The organism is Microbacterium sp. Leaf320, assembly GCF_001423485.1.
In the GTDB taxonomy this organism is placed as follows: Bacteria; Actinomycetota; Actinomycetes; order Actinomycetales; family Microbacteriaceae; genus Microbacterium.
Genome location: NZ_LMOD01000002.1, coordinates 68,681 through 84,891, shown reverse-complemented (window position 1 = coordinate 84,891; position 16,211 = coordinate 68,681). Strand labels below are relative to the sequence as shown.

Sequence of the window (16,211 nt, the reverse complement as noted above, 5' to 3'; positions counted from 1 at the left end):
GGGGTGCGTGGGTGTGCCGTTTGCAGGATCCCGGCACGTCTGCAGGAGCGGCAGGCCGGGATGCTCCTGCAGACGTGCTTCGGTCCTGCAAACGGGCCAGGGGTCCTCAGATGAGGGGCGGGGTGTGCCAGATGCGGTCGATGTAGTCGCGGATCGAGCGGTCGGACGAGAAGAACCCGGTGCGGGCGACGTTGAGGATCGCTGAGCGGGTCCACGCATCCGGGTCGGCGTACGCGGCATCCACCCTGCGCTGTGCCTCGATATACGACGCGTAGTCGGCGAGCACCATGAAGCGGTCTTCGTAGAGCAGGTTCGAGACCACCGGCTCGAACACCGAGCGGTCGCCGCGTGAGAAGGCGCCGGATGCGATCAGATCGATCGCCCGACGCAGGCCCTCGTCAGCCTGGTAGAACTCCTGCGGGCGGTAGCCACGGATGCTGAGCGCCTCGACCTCGGGCTCGCTCATGCCGAACAGATAGAAGTGGTCATCGCCGACGAGTTCGCGGATCTCGACGTTCGCCCCGTCATCCGTGCCGATCGTGAGAGCGCCATTCAGGGCGAACTTCATGTTCCCCGTGCCCGACGCCTCTTTGCCGGCAAGCGAGATCTGCTCCGACAGGTCGGCGGCGGGGATCACGCGCTCGGCGAGAGTGACGTTGTAGTTGGGCGGGAAGACGACCTTCAGCTTGCCCTCGAGGCGAGGGTCGGTGTTCACGACCTCGCCGACGGCGTTGATCAGGTGGATGATGCGCTTCGCCATCGCATATCCGGGCGCCGCCTTCGCCCCGAAGATCGCGGTGCGAGGAATGACGTCCGACACGGCGATGCGCCCCGAGATGACGCCCTCGTAGGTGGTGACGATGTGCAGCACCTTCAGCAGTTGGCGCTTGTACTCGTGCAGGCGCTTGACCATGACGTCGAGCATGTGGCCGTCACTGATCTCGACGCCGTCGCGCTCGCGCAGCACCTCGCTGAGGCGGCGCTTGTTCGCCGCCTTGACCCCGGCGAACGCCGAGCGGAATTCGGCATCCTCGGCGAACGGCTCGAGCTCATGCAGCCGTTCGAGGTCGGTCGTCCAGCCGTCTCCGATCGCCGCGGTGATGAGTGACGAGAGCTCGGGGTTCGCGAGACGCAGGAACCGCCGAGGCGTGACGCCGTTCGTGACGTTGGTGAACTTGCCGGGGAAGAACGCGTCGAAGTCGTGGAGCACCTTGTCGCGGAGCAGCTGCGAGTGGAGCTCTGCGACGCCGTTGACCTTCGCGCCGGCGACCGTCGCGAGATACGCCATGCGCACCGAGCGGACCGGATGCTCGGCGATGATCGACATGTTGCGCACGAGCATCTCGTCGTCGCCGAAACGCTCGCGCACGGCCAGGAGGAATTCGTCGTTGATGCGGTAGATGATCTCGAGATGGCGGGGCAGCAGCCGGCCGAGCAGCTCGACCGGCCAGACTTCGAGCGCCTCGGGAAGCAGCGTGTGGCATGTGTAGGCGAAGCACTGCCGGGTGATCGCCCACGCGGCGTCCCATTCGAGGTGCTTCTCGTCGATGAGCACGCGCATGAATTCGGGCACCGCGATCACGGGGTGGGTGTCGTTGAGCTGGAAGATCACGCGTTCTGGGAGGTTCGCGAGATCGAAGCCGTCGGCGAGCATGTTGTCGAGGAAGTCGTGGATCGAGGCCGCGACGAAGAAGTACTGCTGCTGCAGCCGCAGTTCCTTGCCCTGCGGGGTGGAGTCCTCGGGGTAGAGCACCTTCGAGATATTCTCGGCGAAGGTCTGCGCCCGCACGGCCTCTTCGTAGTCGCCCGAGTTGAAGATCCGCAGGTCGAAGGCGCTGGTGGCGACCGCGCTCCAGAGGCGCAGCGTGTTGACCCGGCCGTTCCGGAACCCCGGGACCATGTAGTTGTACGGCACGGCCTGCACGTTCCAGGCGGGCACCCAGCGGCTGCGGGTGATGCCCTCGTCGTCGTACTTCTCGGTGTGGCCGCCGAACGCGATGGTCTGCGCGTCTTCGGGCCGGGCGAACTCCCACGGAGAGCCGAGCGCGAGCCAGGCGTCCGGCTGCTCGACCTGCTGCCCGTCGACGAACGTCTGGCGGAAGATGCCGTACTCGTAGCGGATGCCGTAGCCGATGCTCGGCACCGCCATCGTGGCGAGCGAGTCGATGAAGCAGGCCGCGAGGCGCCCGAGCCCTCCGTTGCCGAGGCCCGGCTCGACCTCGTGGGCGCGCAGTTCGTCGAGCGAGACGCCGCACGAGGCGAGGGCTTCGGCCGCGACCTCCGTGAGATCGGCGGCGAGCAGGTTGTTGTCGAGCTGACGGCCGAGCAGGTACTCGGCCGAGAGGTAGCAGACGCCCTTCGCCTGCACCTCCTTCTGGTGCCGTACGTCTTCGAGCCAGCGGGCCATCAGGTAGTCGCGCACCGTGTGGGCGAGGGCCAGGTAGCGATCGTTCGCGCTGGATGCCGACAGGGCGACGCCCCGGTCGAAGTTGAGGTTGTGCAGGAAGCGCTTCGCGAACTCGTCTGCCGTGCTCGGCGGGGCGATCACGGGGGCGAGGGCGAGCGGGTGCAGGGAAGAGTGTGATTCGGGCACGTGACGACCGTAGCGAGAGCCGGGCTGATTCGTGTGACAGGCGGATGAAGAATATCGGTTGGTCACTCCTGTCGGCGGGATGGGGTGGCGCTCCGGGCCCGCATGGCGGTGAGCAGGATCCGGCCGTCGTTGAAGAGCGGGATGAGGAACACCGCATGCGCCAGATACCACCCGTGCACCTGCAGCTCGGGGATGACGAGCCAGAGAATGCCGCCGGCGACGGCGCACATTCCAGGGCCTGCCAGTGCCGCGAGCGCGGCGTCGCGGCGCGTGATCCGCCCGTGGGGTGCGATCGAGATCCGCCAGGTCGAGCGTTCGAGAGTGAGCGCCGTCACCCCTCGTGCTCGCGAGAGCACGATGAGGTGTCCGAGCTCGTGCACGGCGAACGATCCGCCGAGCCCGACGACGTAGTGCGCGCCGAGCGTCGCCACCGCGCTGAGGATCGCCTCCTGCTCCGTGATGACGGCGACAGAGACGACGACCGCGCTCAGGGCGGCGAAAGCGGCGTGCATCGGCCAGGCGGCGAGCAGCAGCCAGCGGCACACGAGTCCCGCGTCGATGTGCGAGGTGCGGACCGACCACACGTCATTCCGCCTGCGCGAGGAGGTGCCTCCGCCGCTCGAGAAGACTGTCGTGCACCGCGAACACGGCGAGGATGAAGACGGTGGCGACGACGACTGCGAGAACCAGGGGGAGGGGGTCGTTGATCCCCGTGCCGAGCTGGGTCGCTCCGTCGGCGCTCTGACGGACCTCGACGAAGACCGAATCGAAGAATCCGAGGCGGCGACCCTCGGTGGAACCTCCCGCGAACATCAGCCAGATCGCGGTGGCCACCGCGGATCCTGCGGTGAGGACGAGAGCTCCGACCGCGCTGACGGCGACCCTAAACAACCACTTCATGACGAGCGGTCCTTTCTATCCTGTCCATCCCGGTGATGGAGAGAGCGGCGGCGACGAGAGTGAGGATGAGCATCACTCCGATCGTGAACAGTGCGGGCAGGCCCAGGAGGTTCGTGCCGAGCATGATCGTCCCGGTCACGAGTCCTGCGACAGCCGCCCCGGCGATCACCGAGAACGGGTTGCCCTTCTCCGGCGGGAACGCGATTCCCGCCAGCGTGAGCACGACGATGTTCGACACCGCGAAGCCGACGACGGAGATGATCTCCGCGGCCTGCGAACCCGTCAGGGCCGACAGTGCGCTGATCGGCACGGCGATGATCGCGAGAGTGGCGAGCTGGGGTGCGAGCACCAGGACGTATCGTCGGGTCGGGCCATGGCGGCGGGGCCCGCACGCGCGCAGCGGCTCCGTCGAGACGAAGGCATAGACCGACTGCACGGTGACGGCCAGCAGCAGGAGCGGGGGGAGCCGGATGTCGGCGAGGAAGAGCGCGTAGGAGCCGGCCAGGGAGATGCCGCAGACCGTGATCGTCTCGATGCCTCGGATGTGTGCGGCGAAGTACGAGCCGAACTCCGAGCCGCCGAAGAGGCGGGGGACGATCGCGAAGCGTCGAGTCGGATCGAACTGCCGAGGGGCCATCGCGAGGACGACTGCGACCAGGAGCGCGATCGTGGCGAGCCAGGCGAGCGTCGTGACGATCATCCCGTGCTGCGCGGCGATGTCGGCGAACAGCAGCGGGATCGCGAAGTGGTCGTCGCCCTGGCCGATCGCCGCGAAGAGCACGCGCTCCGACTGCGAGGACACGCCGAGGTAGACGGCCACCAGAGTCGCGGCCAGGACCACCGGCACGAGGAAGGCGCGCAGCCGTGCGAGACGGAGGCGCAGCAGCAGTCGCTCCATGCCGAGGTAGTAGGCGCTCGCCGCCAGGTAGGCGATGACCAGGGGCATGACCAGGCAGGTGGTGACCTCGTCGAGGATGCCGACGCCGCCGATCGCGACGGTCCCGGTGACCAGCGCTCCGAGCATGACGGTGGCGCCGATGCCCACGACCAGGGTCTCGAACAGCATGAACCCGAGTGTTCGCGCCCTGTTGGTCAGGGGGAATGAGAAGGTGAGCTCGAGCAGGTCGCCGGACTTCAGGAACAGCACTCGCACGACGGTGAACACCGTCAGGACCCACAGCGGAGTGGACACCCCGACGACGCGCAGGAGGGGTGACAGCTGCTCGGGTTCGCTGATGAGCTGACGCAGCGCGATCACCCCGAATCCGCAGAACCCGATGAATGCGGCGAGGGCTGCCAGCCCGATCGTCCAGCGGACGGACGGCCTCCGCAGCACGCCGCGGCGGGCGATGCGCCGGATCAGGAACACCGAGAGGAACGATGCGAGCTGCAGAGACGGGTTCATTCGCGCGCCCTCGACCGCTGGGTTATCGCGCGCTTGACCAGGGCGTCGACTGAGCCGAACTCGTGAAGGATGCGGGAGAGCGGCAGGTCGAACGCGATCTCGCCGCCACACAGCACGATGATGCGATCGCAGACCGCCTCGAGGAGCCGGAAGTCATGGCTGCACAGCAGCAGCCCTCGCGACTCTCCGAATCGGGATGCGTCGGTCTCGAATTCGAACAGCGCATCGACGTCGACGCCGTTGAGCGTCTCGTCGATGATCGTGAGAGGGCGCTCGAGGAGAAGCGTCGAGATGAGCTGGATCTTCTTGCGCATGCCGTGCGAGTAGTCCTCGATGAGGTCGAACTGGCGTCCCTCCATCTGGTACCTGGCGAAGAGCTCGTCGGTCTGCGAGGCGTCCGGGCTGTGTCGGTACAGCCGGTGCATCAGATCGACGTACTCGCGACCTGTCAGGAACTGCGGGAGGTAGTCGTTGCTGGCGATGAACGCCAGTCGCTCGCGCGATTCACGGACCTGATGAGAACGACCGGCGATGCGGATGCTCCCGTGCGTGAGCTGAAGCAGGTCGGACGCGAGTCGGATGAGCGTCGACTTTCCCGATCCGTTCGGTCCGACCAGGCCGACCTTCTCGCCTCGTTCCACGACGAAGGACACATCGCGCAGTGCCGGAGCACGTTTCGAGTACGCGAACGAGACGCCCGGACATCGACGTCGATGTCCGGGCGCGACGTGGGCTTAGACGCATTCGACCCACACGGAGACGCCGCTCTTGCCCCACTGCCAGTTGCCGGTGAAGCGCCTGCCGCCCGCCTTGAAGAAGCACCACAGCGCCAGTGCCGCGAGGAACGCGACACCGAACACGAGGATCGCTGCGATCAGCACCAGCCACCAGGCATCGAGCCGCAGGATCGCGTCGTCGAGTGCATCCTGAGCGCGACGCTTCATCAGCGTCGGCTCGATCATCGCCATCAGGGACATATAACTACCTCCATCTATTCGTGACAAGGTGAGGCTGTCACCCGATGGCTACTAAAGCTAGTCATATGAGTGCAGAATGCCGACATTCACAAATGGTTGACATTGACGCTACGTCAACTTCTACGCTGGAGTCATCGACGGACCGAGCTGACGGAAGGAGGACGCGATGACCGGTCGTGATTGGTCGATCCAAGAGATCGCCCGACTCGCGGGCACAACCAGCAGGACACTGCGCCATTACGACGACGTCGGACTGCTGCGCCCGTCACGCATCGCGCGCAACGGCTATCGCCACTACGACGAGTCCGCCCTCGTGCGGCTGCAGCGCATCCTGCTGCTGCGCGAGCTGGGACTCGGGCTGCCGCAGATCGCCGAGGTGCTGAACCCGACGAACGCGCGGCAGAGCGAGGAGTCCGCTCTCGAGACGCACCTCGCTCTGCTGCGCGAGGAGCAGAACCGGCTGGCGCGACAGATCGCGTCGGTCGAGAGCACCATCGACGCATTGAGAGGAGGTGAAGAACTCATGGCAGAGAACATGTTCGACGGTTTCGACCACACCCGGTATCGGGAGGAGGTCGAGCAGCGTTGGGGTCGCAAGGCCTACGCCGACAGCGACCGCTGGTGGCGCGGGATGACCGACGCCGAGCGCTCGGAGTGGAAGCAGCGTGTCTCCGACCTCGGTCGGGACTGGATCGCCGCCGCAGAGGGTGGCATCGACCCGGCATCAGCTGAGGCTCAGGACGTCGCCCGTCGCCACGTCGAGTGGCTGACCGGCATCCCGGGAACCCCCGCGGCCGTACCCGGCGGCGCCGTCAAGGCGCACGTGCTCGGGCTCGGCGATATGTATGTCGCCGATCCGCGCTTCGGCGCGAACTACGCGACGTCGGCCGGCGGCACGCACGGTGCCGAGTTCGTCCGCGACGCGCTCCGCATCTACGCGGACGGCAACCTGTAGCCGCTTCCCTCGGCGTTTCGTCTCGCTCCGCTCGCTCAACGACCGGCAGTCGCTCCGCTCGCTCAACGACGGGCAGTCGCTCCGCTCGCTCAACGACGGGCAGTCGCTCCGCTCGCTCAACGACCGGGCCCTCCCCGGTCGTTGAGCGAGGAGCGCAGCGACGAGACGAAACGCCGTGCGTCGCACACTTCCAGACACCAGGGCAAGACCGAGATCGGATGCCGTGGCGGGGCGTATGGTCGGGACATGGCCCCCCGCCGCAGACGCACCGATGCCGCGCCGCTGTTCGCCGCCGCAGCTGTCGCCTACACCGCGAACGTCGCGTTGGGCACAGCCGTCGCGACCAAGGTCATCGACACGAGCAGCTACCGCTGGCTGCACCACGCGATGTACATCGCCACCTGCGTGACGTCTGCCGCCGCGTTCTCCGCCGTGCTCTGGGGCAGGCCGAGGTTCGCGAGCCGCCGCGCCGCACTGGCGCTCGCGCCGGCCGCCGCCCCGCTCGCCGCCATTCCCTACCTGGGAACGCACAGCCGACGGCATCCGATCGTCGCGCTCGCCGCGGCCCCCTTCATCGTCGCGGGCTTCATCTGCTCGCGCCTCGCCACCGACCGGAAGTGAACGCATGGAACTGCTCGACGCCATCCGCCGCCGCAAGACCACCAACGGGCCTTTTCTGCCCGACGCCGTGTCGGAGGAGCACCAGCGCATCCTGCTCGAGGCGGCCGGTCGCGCACCCTCGCAGCTGAACAGCCAGCCGTGGCGGTTCGTGGTCATCGAGAACCGCGAGACCATCGACAGGATCGCGCGCATCTCGGGCGAGAGCATGACCGAGGCGATGTCGAACGGCACGTTCTTCGAGCGCTACAAGCCTTACTTCCGGTTCAGTCAGGCCGAGATGGAGGAGAAGCGCAGCGGGATGCTGTTCGACAAGCTTCCCGCAGCCCTTCGCCCGTTCACGAGCCAGGTGTTCACCAAGCGCGGCCAGAAGCTGATGAACACCTTCGGGGTGCCCAAGACCCTGGGCGAGGAGAACCACAAGCTCGTCGCCGGTTCTCCGCTGCTGCTCGGTGTGATGCTCGACCGCAGCGAGTATCGGCCGGGCCAGCTGTCGTCGTTCTACTCGGTGTTCAGCATGGGCGCGGCGATGGAGAACGTCTGGCTGAGCACCGTCGAGCTCGGCATGGGCATCCAGTTCATCTCGTTCCCGATGGAGGTCCCAGGGCGCTGGGACGAGATCGTCAAGCTGCTGCGCGTGCCCGATGACCTCGAGCTCATGGCCGTCTACCGCCTCGGTTACCTGCCGCCCGAACAGCGCCGCCCGGCCATCGACTGGTCGAGTCACCAGCGCAAGCTCGCGTCGCAGTACGTGTTCCGTGAGAACTGCGACGAGCCCCAGCAGGGCTGGGACGCGCCGCCGCCGGGCGCTGACGCGCCGCGGGCCTGACCGGCATCAGCCCCCGCTCTTGCGCGGGAGGACCTTCAGATCCTCCACCGCGGGGCCCTCGATGCGCGTGCCGTCCGCCTCGAATCGCGATGCGTGCAGGGGGCAGTCCCAGGTGCACTCCGCGTCGTTCCACGCGAGCACACCGCCCAGGTGCGGGCACACGGCCGACACGGCACGGGTGACCCCGCCGACGGTCGAGATGGCCACGGGGTGTCCGCTGCGGTTCGCGACAACGCCTTCGCCCTCCGACGGCTTCGGGACGGGGACGCGTCGGCGCTCGGCCTCGACCCATCCGGTCGTCGCCGCGGCCGCCACCTTCGCGCCCTCGACGGCTCCTCGCGCGAGGTCGGCGGGGACCGTCAGCCTCGTCCCGATCTTGACCATCCACGACGGGCGGTCGTGCCAGTTGGCACCGAGGATCTCGGCAGTCAGGCGCAGGGCGGCGGCCGGAGCGTTCGACAGCCCCCACTTCGCATAGCCCGTCGCGAAGCGGATGACGCCGAGTCCGCGCGGCATCGCGCCGACGAACGGGATCTGGTTGTGCGACTCGTAGTCCTGCGCAGACCAGCGGTGGGTCTCCTCGGCGTCGGGGAAGTACTGCCTCGTCCACTCGACGAGGCCGTCGACCGCGGCGCCCTCGCCGTCGGAGCGCCCGACCGGATGCCCGTTGCCGCCCACGACGAGTCGCGCGTCGCCGCCGGGTCCGTCGGCGTCGGAGACGGGGCGGATCGAGCGTGTGGAGCCGTCGACCGAGATGAACGTCGACGTGGGCAGATCGCCGCTCACGCGGAACGAGACGCAGTACGACCGGAACGCCCGCATCTTCGCGAAATACAGTCCCCGATCGAGGATCGGGGACCCCGTGGCGATCACGATGTGATCTGCGAACATCGGTCCGACAGGCGTCTCGACTCGGGGATCGGGAAGCACGTGGGTCGCCGTGACGCGCACCCCGGTGTGCAGCGTCCCGCCGGTGGCGAGGAGTTCCTCGGCGAGCGCCTGCGTCACCAGTGCGGGGTCGATCGTCACCTGCTCATCGAGTGCGACCGCACCGAAGACCGGGAACGGCAGGGAGGAGAGCTCGTCACGCGTCAGCATCCGGGTGCGGAGCCCCGCCTCCTGCGCTGCGTCATGCACCTCGCGCACCGCGTCCAGCCCGCTCGGTTCCTGCGCGTAGGAGTGGTCGGTGCGCCGCTCATACGAGACTCCCGCGTGATCGGCGAAGCCGAGCAGCCACTCCATGCCCTCACGATTGCCGTCGACGTAGGCGTGAACGAGCGAGGCGGGGTGGTGCGCGCGGATCTCGGCGAGGCGCTTGCCCTGCAGCAGCGACAGCTTGCCGGTGTTGCCGCCGGTCGCGAGCTCGGCCACCTCTCCCGCTTCGATCACCGCGACGTCGAGACCCGCTCGGGTCAGCATGACGGCGGTGGTCAGGCCCGTGAGGCCTGCGCCGACGATGACGACGTCGTGCCGTGCTCCCGGGTCGAACGGCGTGCCGGTGGGCGGGGTCCGGTCGAGCTTCCACAGTGGCTTCATGGCGTCAGTCTTCGCCTCGGCGGCGCTGAGCCACACCGGGTTGACATTCGACGGGTGCACCGCAACGACGAGACTAGAGTGGCGGCGTGACCGCTCGCCGCCTGCTCCTCGTCTTCGCCGGCGGGAGCATCGGCACCGCCGCGCGACTCGCGGTCGGGCTCTGGATGCCGGATGCCGGCGGCATCCCGTTCGCCACCCTCGTGGTCAACGTGCTCGGGTCGCTGCTGATCGGCATCCTCGCCGCGCGTCTGCCGCAGACCACCGGCCTGCGGCTGTTCCTCGGCACGGGTGTGCTCGGCGGTTTCACCACTTACAGCGCGTTCATGACCGGAACGGTCGCCCTGTGGACCGCTGCTCCCGTGCTCGCTTTCGCCTATGCCGCCGGCAGCCTCGTGCTCGGCCTGGGCGCGGCAGCGCTGGGCCTTCGGCTCGGCCGACCGCGCGCGACGTCTCTCGCAGGGGCCTCGTCGTGACCCCGCTGCTGTTCGTCGCGGCCGCACTCGCCGGAGGGGTGGGTGCCGCGCTCCGCTACGTCGTCGACCTCGGGGTCGCGAAGGTCGCGGGCCGACGCTTTCCGTGGGGCATCCTCGTGGTCAACCTCAGCGGATCGTTCGCGCTCGGCCTCGTGACCACGGCGCTGCCCGCAGAGGCTTTCCTCCTCGGGGCGGGTCTCCTCGGCGGCTACACGACGTTCAGCACCGCGATGCTCGATGCCGTCGCGCTGTGGCGGGAGGGCGAGCGCGCGGCATCCGCGTTCGATGCGATCGGGATGCTGCTGCTCGGCCTCGGGGCTGCCGGCCTCGGGCTGGCGCTCGGCTCGGCGCTCTGACCGGCACCCCGCCCGCGCAGATCGACATCGGCCCCCGCATATCGGTGCTTGCGCGCTCCGCCTCTGTCGGGTTAGTCTCCTGCTAATCGTTTAACTGCTAATCGTTTAACACGCCCGATTCAGCTGCCACGATCTCTTGCACCCGTCAAAGGAGACACCGATGCCCCGCACCTCCCGTCGCGCCCTCGGCGCCCTCGCCGCCTCTGCGGCTGCCGTCCTCGCGCTCAGCGCCTGCTCGTCTTCGAGCGGAGGTGAGAGCTCGTCCGGTGGAGACGTCACCCTCAGCTACGCCATCTGGGACGAGAACCAGAAGCCCGCGATGGAGGACATCGCGGCGGCGTTCGAGAAGGAGAACCCGAACGTCACGATCGACATCCAGGTGACGCCCTACAAGGAATACTTCACCAAGCTGCAGACCGCGGCCACCGGTGGATCCGCCGCAGACGTGTTCTGGATGAACGGCCCGAACTTCCCGCTCTACGCCTCGAACGGCCAGCTCGCCCCGCTCGACGACGTCGGCATCGAAGCGGCCGACTACCCGCAGGGCCTCATCGACCTCTATACCTTCGACGGAAAGCTCTACGGGGCCCCCAAGGACTTCGACACCGTCGCCCTCTGGTACAACAAGGAGCTCTTCGACGCCGCCGGTGTCGAATACCCGACAGCCGGCTGGACGTGGGACGACTTCACCGCGGCTGCCGCGGCTCTCACCGACCCGGCCACCGGGCAGTTCGGGGTCGCGGCGAGCCAGTACGGCCAGGAGAACTTCTACAACTCGATCGCGCAGGCCGGTGGCGAGGTCATCTCGGCCGACGGCACCGAGAGCGGCTACGGCTCTCCCGAGGCGCTCGCGGGCATCGAGCTGTGGACCGATCTGATCGAGGCGGGGTCGTCTCCGACCGCACAGCAGATGACCGACACCAACCCCGAGGACTTCTTCCTCTCGGGCAAGGTCGCGATGTTCCAGAACGGCTCGTGGGCGGCCATCGCCTACGGGGACAACGCCGACATCGCCGACAGGGTGAACGTCGCGCCGCTCCCCGAGGGGCCGGAGGGCAACCAGAGCGTGATCCACGGCGTCGGCAACGTCGCCAACGCGAAGAGCCCGCATCTTGCCGAGGCCCAGGCGTTCGCCGCCTTCGCGAGCGGCGAGGAGGCGGCGAAGATCCAGGCCGAGTCCGGCACCGTGATCCCCGCGTTCAACGGCACCCAGCAGGCGTGGGTCGACGCCCTGCCGCAGTACGACCTGCAGGTCTACATCGACGCCCTCGACACCGCCGTGCCCTACCCGGTCTCGAAGAACACCTCGGCGTGGACGAGCGTCGAGAGCGAGGTGCTCTCGCAGGTCTGGTCGGGTGCCGTCGCCCCGGCGGAGGGACTGAAGGACCTCGCCGAGCAGATGCAGACGGCGCTCGATGCCGAGCAGGAGTAACCGGACATGACAGCCGTCGCGTCACCCCCGCGTGCGCAGGCGGAGCGGATGCCGGAGGCCAAGAGCCCCGGCATCCGCCGCCGCCGGCGCAACCCGGGCGCCTCCCCGTGGTGGGCCCTGGTCTTCATCGGACCCACCGCTCTCGGCATCGCCGTCTTCTACCTATGGCCGACCGTGCGCACGCTCATCATCTCGTTCACGAAGTCGGGGCCGTTCGGCGGCGCGGAATGGGTGGGGATCGAGAACTACGTCCGCCTGTTCCAGGACCCGGAGCTGATCGGGGCGCTGCGCAACACCGCCCTCTACACGGTCATCGCCCTCATCGGCATCCCGCTGGCCGTCGGGATCGCCGCCCTGCTCAACACCGCGGGGCTCAAGGGGCGCAGCGCCTATCGGACGCTGTACTTCATCCCCGTCGTCACGATGCCCGCAGCGATCGCGCTGGTCTGGCGCATGATCTACAACGGCGACTACGGCGTGCTCAACGCCGCTCTCGGCTCTGTGGGCATCGAGGGCCGGAGCTGGCTCACCGATCCGAACACGGCGCTCGTGGCCATCGCGGTCGTGGGCATCTGGGCGGGTCTCGGCACCAACATCGTGATCTTCCTCGCCGGCCTCCAGGGCATTCCCGACACGATCATGGAGGCGGCCGACCTCGACGGGGCGGGTCCGGTGCGCAAGTTCTTCTCCATCACGATCCCGCTGCTGTCGCCGTCGATCTTCTTCGTCAGCGTCATCAGCGTGATCGGCGCGCTGCAGGTGTTCGACCTCATCTACATGATGCTCGGACGCAGCAATCCGGCCATGCCCAACACCCGCACCGTCGTCTACCTGTTCTACGAAGCCGGGTTCCTCGACAACGACCGGGGCTATGCCGCCGCCGTCGCCTTCCTGCTGCTCGTGATCATCCTGGTGCTCACGGTCGTGCAGTTCCGTCTGCAGAAGAAGTGGGTGCACTATGAGTGAGGTCTCGCTCGACACGCGCGCCGTCGTCGGCGCTCCGGCCGGTCGCTCGCCCGGCCGCCCTGGCAAGCCTCGCAACAGGGCGCTCTGGATCGTCCATGTGGTGCTCCTCGTCGGCGCCATCCTCATGGTCTTCCCGTTCATCTGGCAGCTGCTGACCTCGTTCAAGACGCTGTCAGACTCGGTGCAGGTGCCGCCGAGCCTGCTGCCGCGCGAGTGGGTGTTCACGAACTTCGCCGAGGTCTTCGACTCGATGCCGTTCGCGCAGATGTTCGCCAACTCGGTGCTGCTCACTGTGGGGCGCACGGTCGGGCAGGTCGTGCTGTGCACCATGGCCGGCTACGCCTTCGCCCGCATCCCGTTCCCTGGCCGCAACGCGCTGTTCGTGGTGTTCCTGTCGGTGCTGATGGTGCCCTCGCAGCTGTACCTGCTGCCGCAGTACGAGATCATCCAGTCGCTCGGGTGGCTCAACACCCTGCAGGCGCTGATCGTGCCCGGGATCTTCAGTGCTTTCGGCACGTTCCTGATGCGTCAGTTCTTCATGTCGATGCCGGCGGAGCTCGAGGAGGCGGCCCGCATCGACGGGGCGAATCCGTGGCAGACCTTCTGGCGGATCATGGTTCCGCTCGCGAAGCCTGGCATCATCGCTCTCGTGGTGTTCACTGTGCTGTGGTCCTGGAACGATCTGCTCTGGCCGTTGATCGTGACGACCGACCCCGCCAAGATGCCGCTGTCCGTCGGGCTCTCGCAGCTCGTCGGCATCCACGGCACCGACTACCCGGTGCTGATGGCCGGAGCGCTGCTCGCGACCCTGCCGATGCTGGTGACCTTCATGATCCTGCAGCGGCAGTTCATCCAGGGCATCGCCTTCAGCGGATCGAAGGGCTGACCGATGGCAGAGCGCAGACAGCAGTCGACGACCTCACGACGTCCGACCCTCAGGATGGTCGCAGAGCGCGCGGGCGTATCGACCGCCACGGTGTCGTACGTGTTCTCCGGGCGTTCGGGTGCGGCGACGGGGGCAGGCGTCGCCGAGGCCACCGCGGCCAGGGTGCTCGCGGCCGCCGACGAGCTCAACTACCGGCCCAACATCGCGGCGCGGACGATCCGCACCGGGCGCAGCGGCATGGTGCAGCTTTCGCTGCACATGCTCAGCGACCCGTGGTCGCTCGCGGTGGCCGACGCCGTGAACGTCGAGGCCAACAGGCACGGCCTCACGACGCTCATCCTCGCCGACGGAGACTGGCACGCAGCCCTCGACCGCGTCGAGAGCGACGTCGCCTATCTCGACGGTGTGGGGATCGACGAGGATGCCGAGCGCAAGCTCGCTGATCTCGTGCAGCGCGGACAGCGGCTCGTCGTGTTCTCAGAGCATCTCGAACCCGCCGGCTTCGACGTCGTGCGCTCGGATGCGATCCCGGGGTGCGAGCTCGCGATGGAACACCTGCTCGAGCGGCACGTGCGGATCGGATGCCTGGCCGCCGAGGGCGCCGTGCGCCTCGCGCCCACGCAGATCACCCGGTACACGCCGTACCTCGAGAAGATGGCGGATGCCGGATTCGAGGTCGATCCCGAGTGGACGGTGACCTACACCGAGGGGCAGGCGAGCGCCTTCGCCGCGGCGGTGCGGCTGCTCTCGCGCGACGATCGACCGGATGCGATCTACGCGACGACCGACTTCGCGGCCATCGCGGCGATCAATGCGGCGCACATGCTCGGACTCCGCGTGCCGCACGACGTCGCGGTGATCGGAGTGGGCAACACCCCCGACGCGCAGCTCATCGCACCCACCCTGACCACGGTCGGCCCGACCGACTTCTACGACCGGCAGGCGCGCATCATCATCGACCGAGCGCTCGCCGCAGACGGTTCTGCCGGGCAGCTGCACGAGTTCGCCTGGTCGCTGTTCCCCGGGGCGTCGACGGACCTCGACGCCCCCATCTCTCACGCGCGCTGACGCAGGCGTCCGCGCACACACGATTCGACTCTCAGAAGGACCACCGTGGATCTCACCATCGGAATCATCGGCTTCGGCGCGCGCGCCACACTGCGCGAGGAGGTGCACCGCCCCGGCCAGGGGTCGCGCATCACCGCGATCTGCGACCCGTCGGAGCGTGCGCGTGACGACGCCCGGCGTCTGCTCCCCGAGGCTTTCGTCACCGACTCGCTCGATGAGCTGCTCTCCTCAGGAGTCGACGCCGTCATGGTGCTGACGCCCGACGACACGCACGCAGCTCTCAGCATCCGCGCCCTCGAAGCCGGTGTCGCGGTGTTCTGCGAGAAGCCCCTCGCCATCGACCTCGCCGACGCCGACGCCATGCTCGAGACGGCCCGGCGCACCGGCAGCCGGCTCTACATCGGTCACAACATGCGCCACATGCCGGTGATCACCCTGATGCGCCAGCTCATCCAGGACGGGCGGATCGGCGACGTCAAGGCCGTGTGGGTGCGCCACTTCGTCGGACACGGAGGCGACTACTACTTCAAGGACTGGCACGCCGACCGTCGCCGCACGACGGGATTGCTCCTGCAGAAGGGGGCGCACGACATCGACATCATCCACTGGCTGGCAGGCTCCTACACCGAGCAGGTCGCCGCCATGGGCGAGCTCAGCGTCTACGGCGGCATCGCCGACCGCCGCGATCGCACCGGAGAGCGGATGCCCGACTGGTTCAGCGTCGACAACTGGCCGCCCGCATCGCTCACCGGCCTGAACCCCGTGATCGACGTCGAGGACATCTCGATGGTGAACATGCGACTGTCAGGGGGCATCCTCGCGTCGTACCAGCAGTGCCACTTCACGCCCGACTACTGGCGCAACTACACGGTGATCGGCACCGAGGGGCGAATCGAGAACGTCGGCGACACCGCCGGCAGCGAGGTCAGGCTGTGGAACCGGCGTCATCGGGGCGCGGCAGAGGCCGACGAGACGTTCATCGTTCCCGAGGCTGAGGGCGCAGGGCACGACGGCGCCGATGCTCTCCTCGTCGCCGAGTTCCTGCGGTTCGTGCGCGACGGGGGAGTCACCGAGACGTCACCCGTGGCCGCTCGCGAGGCAGTGGCCGCCGGCATCCTCGCCACCGAGTCCCTGCGCGGCGACGGTTCGGCGATCACGGTCCCCCAGCTGGACGACGACCTCGTCGCCTACTTCGAGCGCGGTCAGGTCGAGTAGCT

General features: G+C 68.0%; 17 protein-coding genes. 10 read left to right on the top strand and 7 right to left on the bottom strand.

Translation table 11 applies throughout. The features are described 5' to 3' along the window. Window positions 1–106: 106 nt before the first annotated feature. The 6 genes from ASF63_RS05130 to ASF63_RS05105 form a co-directional block, all read right to left on the bottom strand. Window positions 107–2,548: a glycogen/starch/alpha-glucan phosphorylase gene (locus ASF63_RS05130; protein WP_414843720.1), complete on the bottom strand. Its 2,442-nt coding sequence runs from the start codon at window positions 2,546–2,548 to the stop codon at window positions 107–109. Window positions 2,549–2,655: 107 nt separating this feature from the next. Then, on the bottom strand, window positions 2,656–3,177 hold the full coding sequence (locus ASF63_RS05125) for a hypothetical protein (protein WP_056510386.1): 522 nt from the start codon (window positions 3,175–3,177) through the stop codon (window positions 2,656–2,658). 1 nt (window position 3,178) lies between these two features. Then, the gene (locus ASF63_RS05120; RefSeq protein ID WP_157534240.1) at window positions 3,179–3,493 is read right to left on the bottom strand and encodes a hypothetical protein; all 315 of its coding nucleotides are present in this window, start codon (window positions 3,491–3,493) and stop codon (window positions 3,179–3,181) included. After that, window positions 3,477–4,898: a hypothetical protein gene (locus ASF63_RS05115; RefSeq protein ID WP_056510382.1), complete on the bottom strand. Its 1,422-nt coding sequence runs from the start codon at window positions 4,896–4,898 to the stop codon at window positions 3,477–3,479. Before ASF63_RS05115 ends, ASF63_RS05120 begins: the two co-directional genes overlap by 17 nt. Continuing rightward, window positions 4,895–5,551 carry an ATP-binding cassette domain-containing protein gene (locus ASF63_RS05110; RefSeq protein ID WP_056510380.1) on the bottom strand — a complete coding sequence of 219 codons (657 nt, stop codon included), beginning with the start codon at window positions 5,549–5,551 and terminating at the stop codon, window positions 4,895–4,897. Before ASF63_RS05110 ends, ASF63_RS05115 begins: the two co-directional genes overlap by 4 nt. Window positions 5,552–5,632: 81 nt before the next feature. Then, window positions 5,633–5,866 carry a hypothetical protein gene (locus ASF63_RS05105; RefSeq protein ID WP_056510379.1) on the bottom strand — a complete coding sequence of 78 codons (234 nt, stop codon included), beginning with the start codon at window positions 5,864–5,866 and terminating at the stop codon, window positions 5,633–5,635. A 175-nt stretch (window positions 5,867–6,041) separates the two neighbouring features. Between ASF63_RS05105 and ASF63_RS05100 the strand changes: the two genes are divergently transcribed. The 3 genes from ASF63_RS05100 to ASF63_RS05090 all read left to right on the top strand — a co-directional run bounded on the left by ASF63_RS05100 (window position 6,042) and on the right by ASF63_RS05090 (window position 8,277). Then, window positions 6,042–6,830 (top strand): MerR family transcriptional regulator, encoded by a 789-nt coding sequence (locus ASF63_RS05100; protein WP_056510377.1) that lies wholly within the window; start codon window positions 6,042–6,044, stop codon window positions 6,828–6,830. A gap of 246 nt (window positions 6,831–7,076) precedes the next feature. Further along, entirely contained in the window at window positions 7,077–7,451 is a 375-nt protein-coding gene (locus tag ASF63_RS05095) for a hypothetical protein (protein WP_056510375.1), read from the top strand. A gap of 4 nt (window positions 7,452–7,455) precedes the next feature. Then, entirely contained in the window at window positions 7,456–8,277 is an 822-nt protein-coding gene (locus ASF63_RS05090; RefSeq protein WP_056510373.1) for a nitroreductase family protein, read from the top strand. Between the two features lie 6 nt (window positions 8,278–8,283). Here ASF63_RS05090 and ASF63_RS05085 read toward each other — a convergent pair whose 3' ends face one another. After that, window positions 8,284–9,813 (bottom strand): FAD-dependent oxidoreductase, encoded by a 1,530-nt coding sequence (locus ASF63_RS05085; RefSeq protein ID WP_056512680.1) that lies wholly within the window; start codon window positions 9,811–9,813, stop codon window positions 8,284–8,286. An 86-nt stretch (window positions 9,814–9,899) separates the two neighbouring features. Between ASF63_RS05085 and ASF63_RS05080 the strand changes: the two genes are divergently transcribed. From ASF63_RS05080 to ASF63_RS05050, 7 genes are all read left to right on the top strand, one after another. Continuing rightward, window positions 9,900–10,286 (top strand): fluoride efflux transporter FluC, encoded by a 387-nt coding sequence (locus tag ASF63_RS05080; RefSeq protein WP_056510371.1) that lies wholly within the window; start codon window positions 9,900–9,902, stop codon window positions 10,284–10,286. Next, on the top strand, window positions 10,283–10,642 hold the full coding sequence (locus ASF63_RS05075) for a fluoride efflux transporter FluC (protein ID WP_056510370.1): 360 nt from the start codon (window positions 10,283–10,285) through the stop codon (window positions 10,640–10,642). Before ASF63_RS05080 ends, ASF63_RS05075 begins: the two co-directional genes overlap by 4 nt. A 160-nt stretch (window positions 10,643–10,802) precedes the next feature. After that, complete coding sequence (locus ASF63_RS05070) at window positions 10,803–12,074, top strand: ABC transporter substrate-binding protein (protein ID WP_056510367.1); 1,272 nt, start codon at window positions 10,803–10,805, stop codon at window positions 12,072–12,074. A gap of 6 nt (window positions 12,075–12,080) precedes the next feature. Then, window positions 12,081–13,040: a carbohydrate ABC transporter permease gene (locus ASF63_RS05065; protein WP_056510366.1), complete on the top strand. Its 960-nt coding sequence runs from the start codon at window positions 12,081–12,083 to the stop codon at window positions 13,038–13,040. Continuing rightward, window positions 13,033–13,926, top strand: coding sequence for a carbohydrate ABC transporter permease (locus tag ASF63_RS05060; RefSeq protein WP_200933970.1), 894 nt, complete (start codon window positions 13,033–13,035; stop codon window positions 13,924–13,926). Before ASF63_RS05065 ends, ASF63_RS05060 begins: the two co-directional genes overlap by 8 nt. Window positions 13,927–13,929: 3 nt before the next feature. Beyond that, window positions 13,930–14,994 carry a LacI family DNA-binding transcriptional regulator gene (locus ASF63_RS05055; protein WP_056510363.1) on the top strand — a complete coding sequence of 355 codons (1,065 nt, stop codon included), beginning with the start codon at window positions 13,930–13,932 and terminating at the stop codon, window positions 14,992–14,994. 45 nt (window positions 14,995–15,039) lie between these two features. Continuing rightward, complete coding sequence (locus tag ASF63_RS05050; protein WP_056510361.1) at window positions 15,040–16,209, top strand: Gfo/Idh/MocA family protein; 1,170 nt, start codon at window positions 15,040–15,042, stop codon at window positions 16,207–16,209. Window positions 16,210–16,211: the final 2 nt, after the last annotated feature.